Genomic DNA, 21,288 nt, shown 5'->3' on the forward strand with positions numbered 1-21,288 from the left:
CTGATCCGGCGCATATGCACCATTATAAGCTGTGGATAACTTTGTAGATAAAAAGCACGAGAAAACCTCCGAAGTCATAAAACTGACATCAGATTAAATTTAACTCTTTGTTTTTAAGCGAAAAAAAGAAGAGACTCCGTATCTTATTTTCTTATTATTTTTTTAATCCTTTGTGGAAAGTGGTTATTGGTAAGGAGCGTTTAGAGTAACCCTTCTAAATAACCAGCTAAGCATTCTAGCATAATGGATCAAAGATCCCAGCGATCCTTTATAACTTTTTTCTCTTAAGCTATGGTTCATAAAGCATAAATGAGCATTGACGGGAGCTGGCTTAGCTGGCTACCTTACTGTTTTAGTTAATTTTCAGTTAGGAATTCAAAGTTATGACCAAGGTAGCGATCATCCTTAGCGGCTGTGGCGTGTTTGATGGGGCCGAAATTCACGAATCGGTATTAACCCTGCTTTATCTCGACCTGGCTGGCGCCCAATACCAGTGTTTTGCCCCCAATATCAATCAACACCATGTACTCAACCACCTGACCGGTGAAGAACAGCCGCAAACACGCAATGTTCTTGAAGAAGCAGCGCGCATTGCCCGCGGTGAGATCCTTGATCTAAAAGAGTTGAACGTTGACGACTACGATGCCCTGGTAGTGCCAGGCGGCTTTGGCGCCGCAAAAAACCTTTGCGACTTTGCCCTAAAAGGCCCTAATAGCAGCCTTAACGCCGACGTTGAGCGCGCATGTAAGGCCTTCGCCGAGCAGCATAAACCCGCCGCCTACCTGTGTATTGCCCCGGCGATTATCGCCCATATCTATCCGCAAGGTACCAAGGCGACCATAGGCAATGATGCCGACACCGCCGCCGCGCTGACCGCGTTAGGCGCCGAACATGTAGAGTGCAGCGTTGATAACATAGTGGTTGATGAGCAGGCCAAGGTGGTTTCTACTCCGGCTTATATGCTGGCAGGCTCGATTAAGGAAGCGGCCAGCGGCATTGAAAAGGCAATTAATAAGTTGCTGAGCTTGGTTTGATGGGTGAGCAAAAAACAACCAAATACAAGTAAAAATTTGCGCTAAAGCATAAAATGCCTACTTTTTAACACATTAATAAAGGCTAGGCATTTTATAAATTGTTTGGCGAGGTTATAATTTGCTGATATTTCGTCACCCGGTCGCTTTGACCGCTAGCATCCGAATGAGCAAAGAAACATGAAGAAACTATCTGCCGCATTGTTATTGTTATCCACCGCTGTATACGCACAGCCTCAAGACAACGCTATGACCGAAGAAGCGATCAAGAAACGTCTTCAGCCTATTGGCGCAGTTTATCTAGCTGGTCAAACGGCTGCCGCTGATGCCGCCCCTGCTGGCCCGCGTAGTGGTGAACAAGTGTATCAGGCTTCGTGTTTCGCCTGTCACGGCTCTGGCGCACTAGGTGCACCTAAAACAGAAGCCGACTGGGCACCACGTCTAGCCAAGGGTGAAGACACCCTGCTTGACCACGCAATTAACGGCTTTAACGCCATGCCTCCTCGCGGTACCTGCATGGACTGTTCTGATGATGAGATCAAAGCCGCTATCGCATTTATGACTAAGCAGTAAGCGCCTTAGTACCTAACATCTTGTTTAAAGGGAGGCTTTGCCTCCCTTTTTGTTATCTGAATACCTTGACCTGGGTTACAAAAGATGGAATATTCGACGGTTAAGATTTAGCCAAAAACCTAGTGGCACGTTCAGTGGATGAGTGTTCGGTAAATAAGTTGCGTAAGCAAAACAAGCGGTTAAAGGAACTGCTGCAAAAATATAAGCATCAGCATCATCTCCAGTATGCGCTGATCGGCCTTTCAGAGCAGGCCAGTACACACCCGGATCTCAATTCCTTTTATCCCGCAATTCGACAACTCCTCGCCGACTATGTGCCCAGTAAAAACTTCTACGTGGTGTTACAAAACCCCAGCTCAGGGTTACTTGAGCTCTCCTATTTCGTCGATCAAAAAGACACTCAGTCGCACCCTGAGCTAACCGAGCAACATTTTGAGCAAAGCCTCACCGGCTATGTGTTTCGCTCCCAGGCCACGGCGTATTTTAATCGCGCCACCATGGCGGCGGCAGCGGCAGAGGGTAAATTCAATTTACATGGCACCCGCTCAGAGCATTGGTTAGGGGTCCCCATTTATCAAGACACCCAGGTTATCGGCGTCATGGTGTCGCAAAGTTATGAGCAAGAGCTTGGCTACAGCCAGGAGCAAATAGAGCTGTTCGAGGTGATCGCCCTGTACTTGGCCACCGCCATAGAAAGGGTGAAAAAACGCGAGCTCCTAGAGCGACAGGTGGAACAGCGCACCCTGGCACTCACACAAAGTAATCACGCCCTCAATGAGGAAATTGCCCAGCGCAAAAAGGCACTGGAGCGCCAGCAAACCCTGTTTCAAATTGCCGAACTCGCCACCCAGGCGATCCAGATAGACGATGTGTATTACCATGTTCATCAGATCATGAAATCCATCACTTATGCACAAAACCTCTATATTGCCCTGTATGATCGCGATAATAATTGGCTGACCTTTCCCTATGCCGTTGATGAAAGCGACCCGGACTTTAGCCCCCGCCCTTTTGCCAAAGGCTACAGTGAGTTAGTGCTTACCAGCAAAAAATGCCAATTGATCAGCCGAGAGCGCGGTGAACAACTGTGCCAACAGGGCCTGGTCGAGCGCACCCGGGCGCTTACCCAAACCGGACGCTGCACCAGTTGGCTCGGCGCACCGCTGAAAACCGCTCAGGGAGTTATTGGCTTGATCGCCTGTCAAGCCTACAACAATAAATATGAGTTTGTGCAAGAAGACGTCGAGCTGATCGCCTACGTTTCCAATCAAATTGCTAATGTCTTACAAAACCAGCTCTCACAGCAGGCACTCAGGCAAAGTCATCAGCAGTTGGAATTGCGTGTGGCCGAGAAAACCAAGGAGCTGCGCCAGGCCAATGTCCATCTGCAACTGCAAATAGACGAGCGGCGTAAAATAGAGCAGCAGTTGTACCATGACGCCCATCACGATGCCCTTACCGGGCTGCCCAATCGCAATCTTTTTATCGCCCAGCTCGAGCGCACCATGGCACATTATCAGCACCTGCCCGAACAAAATTTTGCCGTGCTCTTTATCGACCTCGATAAGTTTAAAGACATCAATGATCAGCTCGGACACCAGTTCGGCGATCAATTCCTGATTGCCGTGGCCACCAAGTTAAAACAATGCGTGCGCGAACACGATTTGATCGCCCGTTTGGGCGGCGATGAATTTGTCGTCTTGCTTTCACGCCTGCAAGAAAAGCAGCAGGCCGAGGATGTGGCCAAACGCATTATTGCGGTGATGCAACAGCCCTTCTGTCATCAGGGTAACTGCATTCAAGGCGGCGCCAGCATAGGCATTACCTTTAGCCATGAGCACTATGGTGACATTGATGAGGTGATCCGCGATGCCGATGCGGCCATGTATTACGCCAAGCAAAGCGGTAAAGGGCGCTTTGAGTTTTATCATCCCTTACTGAGTTATACCGATGAGCAAGCGCACCGGCCAAGCGAGCACCATTTAATGGACTTACACACCCATTTTCAAAGCAGTCAGGTGTTCGGTGCCGACCAGCAACCAATTTGCCAATTGCTCAGCGCCTATGGCGAGCATCCGGTGCTCGGCAGCACCAGTTTCGAGCAACTTAAACGCTTTGGCAGCGATCGCTATGAACTGACCCAGGTGGAGCTAAAATTATTGCAATCCGGCTTTGCCCAGCATCAAAATCAAGGCTTAACCCTGCTCAATTGCTCGGCGCAGCTACTAGAAGATGAGTATTTCCCCTCTCTGTACACGTGGGTGAGCCAGATAGATGCCATCGAGCATTTATGCTTGCTGTTTGAGGAGCCGGAGTTGAGTTGTGCCAGTGCCAAGCAGCTGCACAATCTGGAGACCCTGAGCCAAAGTGGTGTGTACATCGGCCTGAATAACTTCGCCAAGGAGCGCTGTGAGCTTGGGCTGTTGGCACAATTCCCCTTCTACTGCGTGCTGTTAAGTAACACCTTTAGTCGTCGCCTGCTGCAAGAGCCTGCCTATGCACGTATGCTGCCCGGCATAGTGGCGCTGACCCAAGAGGCCAACTGTAAACTGATGACCAAATGCCCACAGGCTTCGGCCGAGCGTGATAAACTTGAGCGCCTGGGCATAGAATACTTTGTCGGCCAGCGCTCGCCGCTGGCACAACAAAAACAACTAGATACGCTTACTTCTTTAACATCGCCCGCAAATTAGCGACCCGTGCCTGCCCCTGTTGCATGCGCTGCTCTTGGTTTTGCGGCGGCTTTCTCGCCTCAAAGGCAAGATCCTGCTGCGGCAGCTCCTCAACAAAGCGACTGATCTCCGGCGTGATCACCTCACCGAATTGACGGCGGTTTTTGGCATAGGTCATTACCAGTTCCTGCTGGGCCCGGGTAATACCCACATAGGCTAAACGGCGCTCTTCTTCGACATTGTCCTCATCGATGCTGCTTTGATGCGGCAGCAGGCCTTCTTCCATGCCAACCATAAACACATAGGGATATTCCAGGCCCTTGGAAGCATGCAGGGTCAGCAATTGCACCGCATCGCTGTCGTCCTCTTCCTCATTACGCTCCATCATATCGCGCAGCGCCAGCTTGGTGACCACCTCAGGCAAGGTCAAAGGTTCATTATCGGCATCACCGGTGAGCATATCGGTGATCCAGCGGTACAGCTCGGAAACGTTCTTCATACGCATCTCGGCGGCCTTGGCGCTGGTCGAGGTTTCGTACAAATAGGCTTCGTAGTTGATCTGGCGCACCAGATCCTTGACCGCCTCCAAGGTGTCGCTGCGCTGGGCATTATCGGCCAGCTCCACCACCCAGCGAGCAAAGCCCATCAAGGCATTAAAGCCACGCCCTTGCAGGCGCCCGGCAAGCTCGGGCTCAAAACAGGCGGCAAACAAGCTGATGTGTTTTTCATTGGCCAGACTACCGAGTTTTTCCAAGGTCACCGGGCCGATTTCCCGCTTCGGGGTGTTGACGATGCGCAAAAACGCATTGTCGTCATCCTGGTTCACCAAGAGGCGTAAATAAGCCATCATGTCCTTGATTTCTGCTCGGCCAAAAAACGACATGCCGCCGCTGATCTTGTAGGGAATGCGGTTGCTCATCAGCGCCTTTTCAAATAACCGGGCCTGATGGTTACCGCGGTAAAGAATGGCGTAATCCTTGTAATTGGTGCGTTTGGTAAACTTATGGGAGATGATCTCCGCCACCACCCGCTCCGCCTCATGCTCCTCATCCCGGGTGGCGATCACCTTGATCTCCTCGCCATAATTGAGCTCACTAAAGAGCTTTTTATCGAACACATGGGGGTTATTGGCGATCAGTATATTGGCCGCCTTTAGGATGCGTCCGGCGCTGCGGTAGTTTTGTTCCAGCTTGATCAGACGCAAACCGGGAAAGTCTTTACTGAGCAGCACCAGGTTTTGTGGCTTGGCACCACGCCAGGAATAAATGGATTGGTCGTCGTCGCCTACCACGGTAAAGCGGGCGCGCTGCCCCACCAAGAGTTTCACCAACTGATATTGACTGGTGTTGGTGTCCTGGTATTCGTCAACCAGCAGATAACGAAAACGGTTTTGCCAGCGCTCGCGCACCTCGGCATTGGAGCCCAGCAAGAGGGTTGGGATCATAATGAGATCGTCAAAGTCCATGGCGTTATAGGCGCGCAACTGGGTTTGATAGCGGGCATAAAGCTGAGCAAACAGCGCCTTTTGCGGCTCCCTAGCCATGGCAATGGCTTGCGGCGGCAGGATCAGCTCGTTTTTCCAATCGCCAATTTGCATTTTCAGCAGATTGAGTAAATCTTTATCCCCTTGCAATTCATCGGCGGTCAGCTCATTAAGCAGCTGATTGGTATCCTGATCATCAAACAGGGAAAAGCCCGCCTTAAAGCCTAAGGTCTTCAGCTCTTTTTTAATGATCTCCAAACCCAAGGTGTGAAAGGTCGATACCCACAAGCCCTTGGCCTCTTGCTTGCCCAAGGTTTGCGCCACCCGCTCACGCATTTCCCGCGCCGCCTTGTTAGTAAAGGTCACCGCAGCAATATTTCGCGCCTGATACTGGCAGTTTTGCACCAGGTGGGCGATTTTATTGGTAATAACCCGGGTTTTGCCCGAGCCGGCACCGGCCAACACCAGGCAGGGTCCGCTAATGTACTTTACCGCTTCATTTTGCTGGGGATTGAGCTTCATAAACACTAATCTAAATCACATGGGACCGGCTATTTTAGCCTATCTGTGAGCGCGATACAGCCATGATAGGCAGGGCTTGGGAAATTAGTTACACTTAGGGCAGATAAAGATAGGAGCCAGAACATGATTAACCCGAGCAAAATTGAAGAAATCGCCCGCCAAATCGGCAGCAACATGCCAAAAGGCATGCGCGATATCGCCGAGAATTTTGAGACCAAAACCAAACAGGTATTGCAAAACAAACTGGCTGAAATGGATTTTGTCAGCCGTGAAGAGTTCGATATTCAAAGCCAGGTGCTGGTGCGCACGCGCGAAAAACTAACGGCACTGGAAGAGAAGGTCGCTGCGCTTGAAGCCATGCTGGCGGCACAAGCGAAGGACGCTGACGCAGAGTAAGCTTTCTCTAGCTTTAGTGGTATACGAACCACTGATGTCCTCCTTGGTATCTTGTCGCGTTGGGCGACGAGCGACCGAAGCACAGCTTCGCAGCGCGAGAAGGTGGAGGCATGGATGCCGTAACTTCGTCACGAACAGGAACCAAGCTTCTCGCCCCCCTTTTCGGATGCAATATAAGGGGATTAAGCTGATACATCTGAGTTTCAATTTAGCTTAAGGCAATTTGTAAGTTTGATTAGAGAAGAGCGGTCGTTCATCGATTGTTCCCTTCAACCTAGTTTCTTTCACTTTCCATCTGATTTAACATGAGTTTTGCTTTCACTAATGAAACCTCATTCGTTTAATGCGCCTACCTTACAAGGTAGGCAAGCTTGCAAGGTCTCATTAATACCCTGTTAGGCGGCTAGGAGGTCAATTTGCCTGGGTTACAAAATATTATGGCTGGGGAAGGTTTTATTCGAACGTATGATCTTTTAGAGGCGTTGAGCAATGATGTTAATACTGCCTTCAAAGTTCTCGAAGAGGACAAGCAAAATCAATATTTTAGGCGTAGTGTTGTTCGTGCGGTATTTTCATATGTAGAAGCTGTTATCGAGACCATAAAGGTAGAGGTTCGGTCTAGCTTGCGGTTAGAAAGACCAAACTTTGAATTGAGCAAGAAGGAAGTTGAGCTGTTAGGTTCACTATTTGCTATATCGGAAAATAAAGGACGTCAGCTTCCGCTTGAGCAAAATTTAAAATCAACTTTTAAGTTGGCGGCAAAAGTTTGGGATTTGGATTTTCGCTTGCTGACTGATAGTGAAGATTATCGAGATTTTGTAATTGCCAAGTCTTTTCGAAATAAGCTTACTCACCCTAAGACATATTATGATATTGAAGTCACAGATGATGATATGCACTATCATGCTACCGCTGGAATGTGGGTACGAGCAGAATTCGAAAGATTAATGAAGGCTAGAGTTGACAGTTTGGAAGTGTATGTAAATAAGTACATGGTTAACTAATTGGTTCGCGCGCCTAACAAACTGTTCAAGAGTGGTTCGCAACGCGTGGCATTTTTACTATGCGTTGGTTTTAGTGGTTAAGGTGGTATGCGGCGGCTTTTGTATTGCGTTGCTCACACCTTAACAGGGCGTTATACATCTTAATAGATGAGAAATTAGATGAAAAAATATAGCCTTAAAACATTATCCATTTTTATCACGCTAGGATTGCTCACATCTTGCTCAAGTGTAAAAGAAGCGGGAAGAGATTTTGGCGGTGCTGTCAAAGAAGTGACTACAGAAATTGGTCATGCTTCAAGGGATGCAGCAAAAGCTATTAAGAAAGAGACGAAAAAAGTAGTCTCCGATATTAATAATAATGAAGAATGATTGGCATAATGTATAACAAGCGCGCAGTAAATTGCGCAGGACTGTCACCGCTTCTCAGCGCCAGCTGAACACGCTGGCTGTTACAGGGTCCGCTGCTGGGACTTAATATCTTATCAGAACGCTCCGGAACTAACAGGCATCGATCTTCCCGTTTAGAGTCGCGGGGGTTCCAAGGGACGGTTGGCGCAAACCGCCCTTTGGTTGCCGTCGCCAACGCGGCAAATTCTTTCGGATCAAAACCCCACTTACAGATATCACCAATAATCTTACATATTGATTTATTGACGTTTTTAATAGATTTCCCCTCCATCTATTTATAGACTGCCCGCTCTCCATAGGGTGACACAACCAATAAAGCCACTCGCTTCTCAAATGAAAAAGGAAATCACATCCATGCTCGAGTCTGATGTTTTTAATCGACGAGCCACCAGCAGCAAAGAAATCAGCCCAGGTCTTTACAATCTGACCATAGGGCTGTGTTTACTCTGGGGTTTTTCTGTAAACTGGTTTTTGGTCGTTAATATCGACCCGCAAACCCTGTGGGCCATCAACCCCTGGGTCTTCTTTATCGGCTATTTTGCCTCCTGCTTTGTCGGGGTCTGGCTCTTTAACGAGTCGGAGAAACCAGTTGTCAGCTTTCTCGGTTACAACCTGGTGGTGGTGCCCTTTGGCTTAATCGTTAATATGGTGGTGGCGCAATACAATGAGGTTCTGGTGATTGAGGCGATTCGACTTACCGCCAGCGTCACCCTAATCATGATGCTGTTGGGCTCCATGTTCCCTCGCTTCTTCCAACGCATTCTCGGAGTATTAAGCATCGCCTTGCTGGCGGTCTTAGTGGTCGAACTATTTCAAATATTTGTCTTGGGGATACATCATGAGTGGATCGATTGGGCCGTCGCGGTGATCTTTTGTGGTTACATTGGCTACGACTGGGGCCGAGCAAACCAAATACCGAAAACCCTGGATAATGCCGTAGACAGTGCCGCAGCTCTGTATATGGATATAATTAACCTGTTCTTACGCATCCTTCGCATACTAGGACGAAAGCAGTAACAAAAAAGGGAAGCTCATGGCTTCCCTTTTTCATCTTACCGAGGTTAGTCAGTCAGCTCGCCGCGAACACGCTTAGCCACGTCTTCAAGGGCTTCTTTATAGCTGTCGCCCAGCTCCTGCTGACAACGTGCCACTGAATTCATGTCATGCAAACGGCCGTTTTCCAAGCTGTACACCCAACCATGTACCGTTAGTTCCTGGCCTCGAGCCCAGGCGTCTTGCACTATGTTGGTACGACATACGTTACGCACCTGCTCAATCACGTTGAGCTCGATAAGGCGGGCAAGGCGCTCCTTCTCCGGGGCTTGCTCAAGCAGTTCAAGATGGCGTTCTTTGATATCGCCCACGTGACGCAACCAATTATCGATCAAGCCAAATTTGGCTTCGTCCAGAACCGCTTTAATACCGCCACAACCATAGTGACCCACCACCATGATGTGCTTCACCTTAAGGACCTCAACGGCATACTGCATGACCGACAAACAGTTGTGGTCGGTGTGCACTACCACGTTGGCAACATTACGGTGTACGAATAGCTCGCCCGGCATCAAATCAACGATCTGGTTGGCTGGTACGCGTGAGTCCGAGCAGCCAATCCACAGATACTCAGGATTTTGTTGCTCTGAAAGTTTCTTAAAGAATTCTGGATCTTGTTCGGTAGTACGCTTAGCCCACTGCTTATTATTTTCAAAAAGATGACTTAAGTTTTTCACAACAACTCTCAATTTAATTTCGCTTCTATAAAGATATTTCTCGGTGTCAGTGACGCCTCACAAAACTCGAAAATATCCACCCGATAATTTGCTTGCTGCAAATATAAAGCACGATCGAGCACGAGCCAAACCTCAATTGCCCGTCGAAACAGATGTCTTACCAGTTCAATACGGTCGGTCATGTGTTTTCGATCAGCGCCCAAGGCCAAATAATGCGGATAATCCAAGTCCTGTGGCAGGGTTAAACCCTTCTGCGTGGCCGCCCACTGGCAAAAATCTTTAAACTCGCCGCTAAATACTTGTTTGCCCACCGAAGGCACCGGAGTGTACTCACTGCGAGCAAACACATCGCGCACCAGCTGATCAAAACCAAGACGCCATTGCACCTCGGTTTGGCGCAGTCGCTGCACTCGCTGCCCGGCGGTCACCGTTTGCTGCAAGGCGAGTTTCAGATCGCTACTGTAAAAGCTGTTTTGGCTGGCCCCGGCGGCCTGGCTCATGGCCTGGTAACGCTCGCCGTCAATAAACAAATGATAGCAGCACGGAGAAATAGATAAACGTGGTGTGCCCAAGCGGCTGGCCTGACGCATCAGTTCCTGATGCAAACCGCCGCAGGCATGCAGAGCCACCGCATGGTCGCACTGGCGCAACCAACTCTGGCAATCATCCTCAAGCACATTGGCAACATTAAAGCGTATTGGTAAGGAAAAACGCTGCGCCAGCTCTTCTCCCTGGGCGCATAACTGCGGCTGAATTTCGACACTCTGTACGCCGATACCATATTGATGCGCCAACAAACGCCCTAAATGACCCTTGCCCGCACACCACTCCAACAGGGTTGCGGCGTTTTCTTCGGGCTGCAAATGGGCGACAAAAGCCTGCAGTTGAGTGAGCTTTCTGCCCTTAATGCCATTGCTTAACCAAAAAGGTAAGGTCGCTTGCTCGGCCCCGCCGTGACGTTGTGGCAACACACTCAGCTTATCCAGCTTTACCAGCTCGGGAATGTAGGAGTGAAAAAACGCCAGCAACTGCTGAGGATCGGCTTCAAGCTGCGCCACCTGCTCATCGCTTAGATCATCAAGTACCCGGGCCAGCTCGGGCCAGGGGTATTGGCTACAGGAAAAAGCCACACACTGCCAATAACGGCGGGTTTGATACAAGAGGTGATCCAGCGCTTCAAAGTGCGCGAGCAAGGCAGACATAAGGGTACGACGGTTAACAATTTGCCGGCGATTATAGCAAAGTAAGTGCCGGTACGTCGCAGTAAATCTATGCCTTCTTGGAATGGCGGGCGCAGTAAAACAGATGAATATAGGCGGGCACCGCCACCATCATCAATACCAGGGCCAGCACCATCATCCAAGATAAATTCATCGGTGAGTGCGGCGGCGCTGGGCGATAAATAAAGCCATCGAAGTGCATAGCCAGCTTTTTCGGCTCCAGGTGGTAAAGCTCGGTGATCACCCGCCAACGCGCATCCGACATGGCGCCGATGGAGTTACCCGACTGCATGATCAAGGGCTTGAGCTGATCCGCTTCAAACGCCAGCTGCTCCAAGGACTTATTGAGGGCGTAATGTTTTTGTGTGATGGCAAGGGCGTGGTCGAGATTCAGTAAGGCATAGCGCCAGCCGCGCATGCTCGCCTGATAAAATCGCTCGACTACTTCAGGGGAGTGGGCAATCAGGTGCTGCGAGGTAAAAAGCACGTCGCCATAAACGTTCAGGCCATAGCGCTTGGGACATACCAAGCGATAGTCTATGCCTAACTGGCTGAGCTGATAGGGCTCATTGGTGACATACACCTGCATGGCATCGATTTCCTGCGCCAGCCAGGCATCTAAATTGGACTTGCCCACATGATCCACCACCTCAACGTTGACCTGGCGATGATCCAACAAGCTCATCAGCTCCGCATCTTCACCCTTGGTAAGCAGGCTAATGCGCTGCCCCTGAAAGTCTTCGGGATTGAAAATCGCCGAGTCTTTGCGCACCAACCAGCAATAAGGAGAAGATTGCAGCAAGGCCGCCAGTGCTACCACCGGCTTGCCTTCGAGCCTTTGCTTGATAATACCCGAGTGAGTAATACCGAAATGCGCGCTGCCACTGAGCACCTTGGTCATGGTATCTGTGTCCGTTGGCGGCGCCGGCACTATATTGACCTCTAAACCCGCATCACGGTAGTAACCCAGCTCCTTGGCAACATAATAACCGGCAAACTGAAATTGATGTTGCCACTTAAGCTGCAAGGTTACTTCGGTAGGCGCATCGGCCCAAACCCAAGGCGTGGTGCACAGCAGCAACAGCCGAACATAATAGCTAGCGAATGCAGTTATTTTGTTCACGATTCATCCTTGATTACGTTGACTATTCCACTATAAGCAAGCTTCGCTAATATTGCCAGCCGCACTCCCCTGGCCTTGACGATGAGCCAAAAACTGACGATAACAGGGGTTGTTCGTTTCATCTATATATTGATAGCCCAAGCGTTGCAAATGCTGGTTAAAGGCCCCTTTATCCGCCTCGGGAACCTCAAATGCCGCCAGCACATTCCCAGTCGCGGCACCATGGTTACGGTAGTGGAACAGGCTGATATTCCATTTACTACCCAGGGTGTCCAAGAAACGCGCCAAGGCACCGGGATATTCGGGAAACTCAAAGCGCAACAAGCGCTCTTCCAGTTGCTCGCTGGGCTTGCCACCGACCATATAGCGCACATGCAGCTTGGCCAGCTCATTATCCGACATGTCCACATAGTCGTAACCTTGCTCGTCCAGCGCCGCCAGTACCTCCTGCAGTTCACTGGCGCCCTGGCGCAGACCAATACCAACAAAGATTTGTGCCTCGCCGGGCCCGGCATACCGGTAGTTAAATTCGGTAATGGCGCGCCCCCCCAGGGACTGGCAAAAACGTTTAAAACTGCCCTTTTCTTCCTTAATGGTGAACGCCAGTAGGGCCTCATTTTTCTCACCCAGTGCGGTGCGCTCGGCAACATGGCGCAATCGATCAAAATTGAGATTGGCGCCAGAGAGCACAGCCGCCAATTTCAGCCCCTTCACTCCCGTGCTCTGCACCCACTTTTTCAGCCCGGCCAGCGCTAAGGCACCGGAAGGCTCGGCCACGGCTCGGGTGCCGACAAAAATATCCTGTACCGCAGCACAGATTTCATCGCCGCTAACGGTAACCACTTCGTCGCAAAACTGCTGTGCCAACCTAAAGGTTTCGGTGCCGATGATCTTCACCGCCACACCATCGGCAAAGCTGCCGACGCGCTCTAGTTCCACCGGCTTACCGGCGCTCATAGCTGCCTGTAAACAGGCGCTTTCTTCGGCTTCCACGCCAATCACGCGAATATCCGGACGCAGAGACTTAATATAGACCGCCATGCCGGCAAGCAAACCACCGCCGCCGACCGGCACGAACACCGCATCGAGTTCTGGCAACTGCTGCATCAGCTCACGGGCTATGGTGCCTTGGCCGACGATCACATCCGGATCATCAAAGGGGGGCACAAACACCGCGCCTTGGCGCTCGGCAAGAGCCAGCGCATGGGCCTTGGCGGCATCGAAATGGTGACCATGAAGTACCACCTCGCCACCGAAGTTGCGCACCGCATCGACCTTGATCTGCGGCGTGGTCAGGGGCATCACTATGGTGGCCTGATGACCCAGTTCGGTGGCACTCAGTGCCACCCCTTGGGCATGGTTGCCCGCCGAGGCGGTCACCACCTCGGAGCCTGTGGGTAACTTGCTTAGCTTGTTATAAGCGCCGCGCAATTTAAAAGAATAAACCGGTTGCTGATCTTCCCGTTTAAGCCAGATTTGTGAGCCCAGTTTGGCTTCCAAGGCACTGAGTTCACTGACCTCGGTTACCTTGACCAGGGGCTCCATATTGGCCTGGATGATGGCGCGAAAATAATCGAGTTCGGTGGCCGCCATCAGCTTAACTCCTCAAGCTTTTGCAGGTCGCGCACCGCCCCCTTATCGGCACTGGTGGCAAGCAAAGCATAGGCTTTGAGAGCTGGCGTCACTGCGCGCTGACGTTCAAGTGGCTTATAGGCCTGCTTGCCACGGGCCTCTTGCTGGACACGTCGCTCTGCCAGTTGCTCCTCGCTCAGCGCCAGGTTGATACCGCGATTGGGAATATCAATCACCACCTTGTCACCATCTTCTACCAAGGCAATGGCGCCGCCACTGGCCGCCTCTGGCGACACGTGACCGATGGATAAGCCTGAGGTCCCGCCGGAAAAGCGGCCATCGGTGATCAGCGCACAGTCTTTATCCAGGGCCATGGACTTTAAGTAACTGGTTGGATACAACATTTCCTGCATACCCGGGCCGCCTTTAGGGCCTTCGTAGCGAATGATCACCACATCGCCCTTTTGCACCTTGCCCTCAAGTATGCCATCAACGGCATCATCCTGAGATTCATAAACCCGGGCGGTGCCACTAAACACCAGCATCTCCTCGGCAACGCCGGCGCTTTTGACAATGCAGCCATTGGGCGCCAGGTTGCCGTAGAGCACGGCCAGGCCGCCGTCCTGACTAAAGGCATGTTCGACACTGCGAATACAGCCCTGCTGACGATCCAGATCCAACTCATTCCAACGATAATCCTGACTCATGGCTTTGGTGGTCCGAATGCCTGCCGGACCAGCGCGGTAAAAGGTCTGCGCCTGGGTATTTTCCGAGTCGGTAGCATCGAAACGGGCGATCACCTCGGCCAGATTTTCGCCGGCCACATGGCCAACGGATAAGTCCAGCTTATCAGCCTTGCCCAGTTCATTGAGTATGGCCATGATGCCACCGGCACGGTGCACATCTTCAATATGGTATTGCTGCGTGGCCGGCGCCACCTTGCAGAGAAATGGCGTGCTGCGGGATAGTCGGTCGATGTCCGCCATATCAAAATCAACACCGGCCTCTTGCGCCGCAGCCAACAGGTGTAACACGGTATTCGATGAGCCGCCCATGGCGATATCCAGGGTCATGGCGTTCATAAAGGCCGCCTGATTGGCGATATTGCGCGGCAGTACAGACGCATCATCGTCGCCATAAAAACGGTTACACAAGTCGACGATACGCTGACCCGCTTCCACATAAAGCTGCATGCGATCCTTGTGGGTCGCCAGTGTGGTGCCATTACCCGGCAGAGCCAGACCTAAGGCTTCCAGCAAGCAGTTCATGGAGTTGGCGGTAAACATGCCGGAGCAAGAGCCACAGGTAGGACAGGCCGAGCGTTCAACCTGCTCCGAGTCCTCATCACTGACCGTGGGATCGGCACCCTTGACCATGGCATCGACCAAATCCAGCTTGATATCTATATTGGCTAGGCGAGTTTTACCCGCTTCCATGGGGCCACCGGAGACAAAGATCACTGGGATATTTAAACGCAGTGCGGCAAGCATCATGCCCGGGGTGATCTTATCGCAGTTAGAGATACACACCATGGCGTCGGCGCAATGGGCATTGACCATGTATTCCACCGAGTCGGCGATAAGGTCGCGCGATGGCAAGGAATAAAGCATGCCGCCATGGCCCATGGCGATGCCGTCGTCGATGGCTATGGTATTAAACTCGCGGGGGACGCCACCGGCGTCGCGAATAGTCTGCGCCATCAGATCGCTGAGCTGGTTTAGATGCACATGCCCGGGCACAAATTGTGTGTACGAGTTCACCACGGCGATTATCGGTTTTTTAAAATCGCTGTCGGTCATCCCGGTTGCTCGCCATAGGGCACGGGCACCCGCTCGTTTACGTCCCTCGGTTGTTGTTGCACTGCGTAATTTAGCCATGTCTACCTCGATAATTTTGCGAACACCAATGTGTGTCGACTTTCCTCATTCCCAAAAAATATGGCAGCGTCAACACGCTGCCCTCAGTATTAGTCGTTTACGTATTCCAACCAGCCATGCGGGTCTTCGCTTTGCCCCTTAACCAGGTCAAAGTAGGCCGTTTGTAACTCTTCGGTGATAGGACCTCGCTCGCCCTGACCCACCTGGATTTGATCCACGCTGCGCACCGGCACGATTTCCGCCGCGGTGCCGGTCATAAAGAACTCATCGGCAAGATACAAGGCTTCACGCGCAATGGGCTCTTCACGTACCTCATAACCACGCGCTTTCGCCAGTGTCATTATGGTGTCGCGCGTTAAGCCCGGCAGAATACAGGCGGTGGTCGGCGGGGTATAAAGCACGCCATTTTTGATCACGAAGAGGTTTTCACCGGCGCCTTCGCTAAGCAGGCCATTGGTATCCAAGGCGATGCCTTCAACATAGCCATTACGCTTGGCCTCACCAGAAATAAGCTGTGAAGACAGATAGTTACCACCTGCTTTTGCGGCCGTTGGCATGGTATTCGGGGCCAAACGGTTCCAGGATGAAATACACACATCCACACCTTGCGCCAGGCTGTCATCCCCCAGATAGGCTCCCCACTCCATTGCCGCCACGGTAACCTCGGCACGATGGGATTTGGGGTTCAGGCCCAAGCCCACATGACCCAGAAAGGCGAATGGACGAATATAAGCATTGGTAAAACCGTTTTGTCTTACCGCATCCTTACACGCCTGATTGAGCTGCTCTAAGGTAAAGGGAATTTCCATACGGTAGATCTTGGCCGAGTCATACAGCCGCTTCATATGATCGGTTAAACGGAAAATCGCCGGACCGTTTGGCGTGTCATAGGCGCGAATGCCTTCAAAGACCGAGCTACCATAATGCAGGGCGTGGCTTAATACGTGCGTTGTCGCTTGGTGATAGGGAATCATTTCGCCGTTATGCCAAATCAGTTCAGAGGTTTGTGTCATGTGTTGTACCTTCTTTAAAATCCAGTTGCCTAACCGGCCCAAACGGGGCGCGGATTAACTTGCTTGTTGTTGTAGTTGCGCCATAGTGACACTGTGCACATCTACTAATTTATTTAGTTGCTGTGTTAAAAGATAGATAGGTTTATCGCTATCTACCGTGATATTGACCGCATATTGATCTTGGTCACAGGCCAACTCCAGGGCGGTCAGCTTAAAGCCACGGTGACGAGCCACACGCAGAAAACGCTCCACGGCCACGGTTTGATTCGCTAAGTTTAGGGTTAAACGGTGTTTCATGGTTGCTCCTAGGTGTTGGCTTGGGTCAGCATTTGGTCATTGGCGGCACCCGGTGGAACCAGGGGCCAAACATTGTCTTTGTCGTCTATGCATACGTGCAGTAAATAAGGGCCCTGACTGCTTAGCATGGCATCCAGAGCCGCATCAACTTGGTCTTGATGGGTGATGCACTGGCCGTCGATGCCGAACACCCGCGCCAAGGCAACGAAATCGGGGTTATCGGAGAGGTTGGTCTCGCTATAACGTTCGGCAAAAAAGAGCTGCTGCCACTGACGCACCATGCCCAAACGCTGGTTATCTATCACCACAATTTTCACATCCAGGTTATTACGGCGTATGGTGGCCAATTCCTGGATATTCATCATGATCGAGCCATCACCGGACACCGTCAGCACCATGTCGGTCGGCCGCGCTATTTTGGCGCCTATGGCCGCCGGCAGGCCAAAGCCCATGGTGCCGGCACCGCCGCTGCTAAGGTGGTTGCTCGGGTGAGAAAACTGCATATGTTGCGCCACCCACATCTGATGCTGGCCGACATCACAGCAGACCACGGCATCAGCACTTAAACGCTGCGACAGCTTGTTGAGCAAGGCCGGGGCGTAAACCGTTTCGCCGGGATAGTCATAGCGCCAGGCATGCTGCTTCGCCAACGCATGGATATGCGCGCACCAATCCGGCTCGGTAACAAAACAATGCAGCTGCGGCAAGGAAGCTTTTAAATCCGCCACCAAGGATGCGGCAACCGGCTTGCGTTTACCCACCTCGGCGACATCAATATCCAGGTGAATAACCTGAGCATTGGGGGCAAATTTAGTCAGATTACCGGTCACCCGGTCGTCGAAACGGGCACCGATACACAACAATAGATCGCATTGCTGTACCGCCAAATTGGCCGCTTCGCCACCATGCATACCCAGCATGCCAAGGTTTAGTTCATAGTCTGGCGTGACGCTGCCCAGGGCCTTGAGCGTTTGTACCGCCGGCATCTGGGTTTTATACAAAAACTGCATCAGTTGCGCTTGTGCATCCGCGGCCTGAACGCCGCCGCCGATATAAGCGACCGGACGCTGGCATTCGCTAAGTAGCTGATTGGCCTTATTCACCTGCTCCTGGCAAGGCTGTGCGGGCGCGTCGCAGTCGGCCAACCAGGGTTGATACTGGGCTTCACCCATTTGGATGTCCTTGGGAATATCCACCAACACAGGACCGGGACGACCGCTTTGGGCCAGGTGAATGGCCTGCTGTAATATGGGCGCCAAATCTTCACTGCGCTCAACCATAAAGCTGTGTTTGGTACAGGCCAGCGACATGCCCAAAACATCCACCTCTTGGAAGGCATCGGAGCCGATGGCGGCGGTGGGAACCTGGCCGGTGATCGCCAATAAGGGCACCGAGTCCATCATGGCGTCGGCCAAGGCGGTGATCAAATTGGTGGCACCCGGACCACTGGTTGCCATGCACACACCCAGCTTGCCACTGCTGCGGGCATAGCCAACCGCGGCAAAACCGGCACCTTGCTCGTGACGGGTGAGATAGTGGGTTACAGGAGATTCATACAAGGCGTCATAAATGGGCATGATGGCACCGCCTGGGTAACCAAAAACCTCGTTTATTCCTTCCTTTGCCAATATCTCCACAACTAATTCTGCGCCGGTCATTGTCCTCATTCCTCAATGTGTTGGCCCTGAAACGAAAAAGCCCCCCGAACTTTTCAGTGCGGGGGGCCTTAAGCGTGTTAATTTTTTAACGCACTACGAAGCCCCCGCGGTAATAATAATCACCACGGTGTTAATCACTAGGACTAGGCTTGATAGCAGGTTAAACATATATAAATTCTGTCTTAATCTAATTAAAAATCTAAATGGACGGCTATACCGTCGCTCTTTTTCTATTAGTACCGCGAGTACCGGGGCAAGTCAACCACAAAAACAATGCAAAATACCAACTACAAAAGAGGGCTGGCGCATAAAAAATCCCTAAAATAATCTCTTACTTAAACCTAATAACCTTATAGCCCTCAACCGCAACTAACTTACCTTCGCTTGCCAATAGCACTAGCTGATTAATTTTTCCCAATTATTTTTCGGTCAATGGGTTTTATGAGTTAACTCGGTTACACTCAAAAGCGACTCTAGTATCAGGATGACACGATGAAAAAATTAACTGCATTTTGGCTCTTTTGCCTGTTTATTATTTTTACCCAACCCGCTTTTGCCGAACTGACACCGGCTTTATGGCAGGTGGAAAAACAAGGAAAAACCTCGTACTTATTCGGCACTGTGCATGTTGGCGATAGCAGCATGAATGGCCTGCCCAAGAAGATCGAAAAAGCCATCGGCAACAGTGATGCCGTGGTCGTAGAAGTTGACTTAAGCGCCCTGACCGCGGTGCAAATTCAACAGCGCTCCATGCCATTTTTAATGCTGCAAAATGGCCGAACCTTGGACTCGGAACTCAGCCCACAGAGCTATCAGCAACTTGACCAGTACTTCGGTGAAAAAAGCATTAATATCAAGATGTTTTCTGCGCTAAAACCTTGGGCCGTGTTACTGACCGTAATGCAGATTGAGCTGCAAAATGCCGGCTATTCGGACCAATTCGGCATAGACAAACAGGTAATGGCCAGCGCCGCACAACACAATAAACCCATCATTGAGCTGGAGTCCCTCGAACAACAGTTAGAAATGTTTACCGTCATGGAAGAGCACGCCGACCATATGGTCGCCGACACCTTTCGACAAATCAGTCAATTTGACGATAATTTTCAGCGCCTGATCGACGGCTGGAAAAAGGGTGAAACGGCGATGCTGGCCGAGGCCTATGAGCAGGCCTTCGATGACTCCGAATTTGGCCAACTTAATGAGCATGTACTCTTGGTTGAACGCAACCATAAGTGGATAAAACAACTAGAAAAACCCCTGAGTGAGCAATCCCTGTTTATTGCCGTTGGCGCCCTTCATCTGGGTGAAGAAAACGGTTTGATCAAGTTACTACAGGGCCAAGGTTTTAAAGTGACACGTATCTAAATTGACGCCAACCGGCGTGGATAAATACGAAAATTTGTGCCGCGATGAACGTTGACAGCGTGGTATGGAAAGTGTTTGAATAAAAAAACACCCTATTGATTCGGCCATTTAGATGGCCGCAAGGGCTAGAAGAGGTGCGTCATCCAGGTAGTTATGATGAGGAGAGCAAGCTCCAACGACTCATAACGAGGGGGATGTACGCCGAGAGGTGAGGTAAATTGCTTAATACTCCCTCGGGCGCTTGGGTTGAATCCCGGCGACTGTCACCAATAGCACATGATTGCTATATGTTTGGTGGAGAGCTTCTGGTCTTAGCATAACAGGCCGGCAAGCCTTGTTACGTATAAGCCCATTCGCTCTTCGAATTTAACCTGTTCGAGTCGGCGAATGTGGAAACCACTCCCCTTTGTTGCTCTCGAACTCGCACTAAGTTCGGATGAGATGACAACTACTCAATCGTTATCACACACTGTGCTGTGGACAGCACTGATCACCCCGATGCTTGAAGATGGCGGCATTGACTTTGACGGTCTGAGCGCGCTGGCTCACGAGCAAGCGGCAGCCGGTAATGGCCTGCTGATCCTTGGCTCCACCGGCGAAGCCCTGGCCCTGGATATGGCCGAGCAACAAGCCGTGGTGAAACACATTTGCGCCCTGGAGCTCGACACCCAAATCATGGTCGGCGTGGGTGGCTACAACCTTGACGCACAGCGCCAATGGCTGGCCTTTTGTAATGACTACCCGATAGACGCCTATTTGCTTGGCGCTCCCTTGTATGCCAAGCCCGGTCCGGTAGGACAAGAACAATGGTTCCGCGCTTTGCTAGATGCCAGCGAACACCCCTGCATGCTTTACAACGTACCCGGTCGTGCAGCGGTCAGCCTGGACCCGCAGGTACTTGGCAAGTTGCAAGAACACCCGCGCTGCTGGGCCTTGAAAGAAGCCAGCGGCAGCATCGACTGTTTTGAACAATATCGTCTTGCAGCACCCAAATTGGCGATTTTCAGCGGCGACGACGCGCTTATCCCTTACTACGCTCAAGCCGGCGCCGCCGGATTGGTGTCGGTGGCGGCTAACGTGTGGCCCGAGGCTACGCACCACTTTGTGCAATTGAGCCTGCAGGGGCAAAGCCACAATGCATTTTTACATTGGCGCGAGGCGGTGGCGGCGCTCTTCCATGTCAGCAACCCTATTCCCACAAAGTGCTTGTTACACACGCTTGGACGCATCACCTACCCGACTCTGCGTGCCCCGTTAACTCATACAGAGGTGGATGATTTACAACCACTTTTACGCGTACACGACAGCATCACATCTTGGCATTCAACACAGGTTTAAAAT

General features: G+C 51.3%; 18 protein-coding genes and 1 riboswitch. Of the genes, 9 read left to right on the forward strand and 9 right to left on the reverse strand.

Annotation, left to right across the window (positions count from 1 at the left end; all coding sequences use genetic code 11):
• Positions 1–383: 383 nt before the first annotated feature.
• The 3 genes from elbB to KD147_RS15600 all read left to right on the forward strand — a co-directional run bounded on the left by elbB (position 384) and on the right by KD147_RS15600 (position 4,297).
• Complete coding sequence (gene elbB, locus KD147_RS15590; protein ID WP_105253258.1) at positions 384–1,034, forward strand: isoprenoid biosynthesis glyoxalase ElbB; 651 nt, start codon at positions 384–386, stop codon at positions 1,032–1,034.
• Between the two features lie 177 nt (positions 1,035–1,211).
• Complete coding sequence (locus KD147_RS15595) at positions 1,212–1,604, forward strand: c-type cytochrome (protein WP_105253259.1); 393 nt, start codon at positions 1,212–1,214, stop codon at positions 1,602–1,604.
• A 122-nt stretch (positions 1,605–1,726) separates the two neighbouring features.
• Complete coding sequence (locus KD147_RS15600; protein WP_349304704.1) at positions 1,727–4,297, forward strand: bifunctional diguanylate cyclase/phosphodiesterase; 2,571 nt, start codon at positions 1,727–1,729, stop codon at positions 4,295–4,297.
• Here the strand turns inward: KD147_RS15600 and rep are convergent.
• Positions 4,269–6,281, reverse strand: coding sequence for a DNA helicase Rep (gene rep, locus KD147_RS15605; RefSeq protein ID WP_212548449.1), 2,013 nt, complete (start codon positions 6,279–6,281; stop codon positions 4,269–4,271). The genes KD147_RS15600 and rep overlap by 29 nt on opposite strands.
• Before the next feature lie 123 nt (positions 6,282–6,404).
• Here rep and ubiK point away from each other — a divergent pair, with 123 nt between their 5' ends.
• The 4 genes from ubiK to KD147_RS15630 all read left to right on the forward strand — a co-directional run bounded on the left by ubiK (position 6,405) and on the right by KD147_RS15630 (position 9,106).
• Complete coding sequence (gene ubiK / locus KD147_RS15610) at positions 6,405–6,677, forward strand: ubiquinone biosynthesis accessory factor UbiK (protein ID WP_105253261.1); 273 nt, start codon at positions 6,405–6,407, stop codon at positions 6,675–6,677.
• A gap of 416 nt (positions 6,678–7,093) precedes the next feature.
• The gene (locus KD147_RS15615; protein ID WP_212548450.1) at positions 7,094–7,681 is read left to right on the forward strand and encodes a hypothetical protein; all 588 of its coding nucleotides are present in this window, start codon (positions 7,094–7,096) and stop codon (positions 7,679–7,681) included.
• A gap of 159 nt (positions 7,682–7,840) precedes the next feature.
• On the forward strand, positions 7,841–8,050 hold the full coding sequence (locus KD147_RS15625) for a hypothetical protein (protein WP_212548452.1): 210 nt from the start codon (positions 7,841–7,843) through the stop codon (positions 8,048–8,050).
• 393 nt (positions 8,051–8,443) lie between these two features.
• Complete coding sequence (locus KD147_RS15630) at positions 8,444–9,106, forward strand: Bax inhibitor-1 family protein (RefSeq protein ID WP_212548453.1); 663 nt, start codon at positions 8,444–8,446, stop codon at positions 9,104–9,106.
• Positions 9,107–9,150: 44 nt separating this feature from the next.
• Here the strand turns inward: KD147_RS15630 and can are convergent, their stop codons facing one another.
• From can to ilvG, 8 genes are all read right to left on the reverse strand, one after another.
• Positions 9,151–9,819: a carbonate dehydratase gene (gene can, locus KD147_RS15635; RefSeq protein WP_105253264.1), complete on the reverse strand. Its 669-nt coding sequence runs from the start codon at positions 9,817–9,819 to the stop codon at positions 9,151–9,153.
• An 8-nt stretch (positions 9,820–9,827) separates the two neighbouring features.
• Positions 9,828–11,021 carry a methyltransferase gene (locus KD147_RS15640; protein WP_212548454.1) on the reverse strand — a complete coding sequence of 398 codons (1,194 nt, stop codon included), beginning with the start codon at positions 11,019–11,021 and terminating at the stop codon, positions 9,828–9,830.
• Between the two features lie 67 nt (positions 11,022–11,088).
• Entirely contained in the window at positions 11,089–12,162 is a 1,074-nt protein-coding gene (locus tag KD147_RS15645) for an ABC transporter substrate-binding protein (RefSeq protein WP_349304705.1), read from the reverse strand.
• A gap of 30 nt (positions 12,163–12,192) precedes the next feature.
• The gene (gene ilvA, locus KD147_RS15650; RefSeq protein ID WP_212548455.1) at positions 12,193–13,755 is read right to left on the reverse strand and encodes a threonine ammonia-lyase, biosynthetic; all 1,563 of its coding nucleotides are present in this window, start codon (positions 13,753–13,755) and stop codon (positions 12,193–12,195) included.
• Positions 13,755–15,611, reverse strand: a complete 1,857-nt coding sequence (gene ilvD, locus KD147_RS15655; protein WP_212548456.1) for a dihydroxy-acid dehydratase — start codon at positions 15,609–15,611, stop codon at positions 13,755–13,757. Before ilvD ends, ilvA begins: the two co-directional genes overlap by 1 nt.
• Before the next feature lie 89 nt (positions 15,612–15,700).
• Positions 15,701–16,624: a branched-chain amino acid transaminase gene (locus KD147_RS15660; protein WP_105253268.1), complete on the reverse strand. Its 924-nt coding sequence runs from the start codon at positions 16,622–16,624 to the stop codon at positions 15,701–15,703.
• Between the two features lie 54 nt (positions 16,625–16,678).
• Entirely contained in the window at positions 16,679–16,921 is a 243-nt protein-coding gene (ilvM, locus tag KD147_RS15665; protein ID WP_105253269.1) for an acetolactate synthase 2 small subunit, read from the reverse strand.
• An 8-nt stretch (positions 16,922–16,929) separates the two neighbouring features.
• Positions 16,930–18,579 (reverse strand): acetolactate synthase 2 catalytic subunit, encoded by a 1,650-nt coding sequence (gene ilvG / locus KD147_RS15670; protein WP_212548457.1) that lies wholly within the window; start codon positions 18,577–18,579, stop codon positions 16,930–16,932.
• Positions 18,580–19,071: 492 nt separating this feature from the next.
• Here ilvG and KD147_RS15675 point away from each other — a divergent pair, with 492 nt between their 5' ends.
• Both KD147_RS15675 and dapA read left to right on the forward strand, forming a co-directional pair.
• A complete protein-coding gene (locus tag KD147_RS15675) occupies positions 19,072–19,947 on the forward strand; it encodes a TraB/GumN family protein (RefSeq protein WP_212548458.1) in 876 nt (291 codons plus the stop codon).
• Between the two features lie 121 nt (positions 19,948–20,068).
• Positions 20,069–20,260, forward strand: a riboswitch (Lysine riboswitch).
• A gap of 128 nt (positions 20,261–20,388) precedes the next feature.
• Positions 20,389–21,285: a 4-hydroxy-tetrahydrodipicolinate synthase gene (dapA, locus tag KD147_RS15680; RefSeq protein WP_212548480.1), complete on the forward strand. Its 897-nt coding sequence runs from the start codon at positions 20,389–20,391 to the stop codon at positions 21,283–21,285.
• Positions 21,286–21,288 lie beyond the last annotated feature (3 nt).

The sequence above is a fragment of the Pseudoalteromonas sp. BDTF-M6 genome (genome assembly GCF_018334135.1).
In the GTDB taxonomy this organism is placed as follows: domain Bacteria; phylum Pseudomonadota; class Gammaproteobacteria; order Enterobacterales; family Alteromonadaceae; genus Pseudoalteromonas.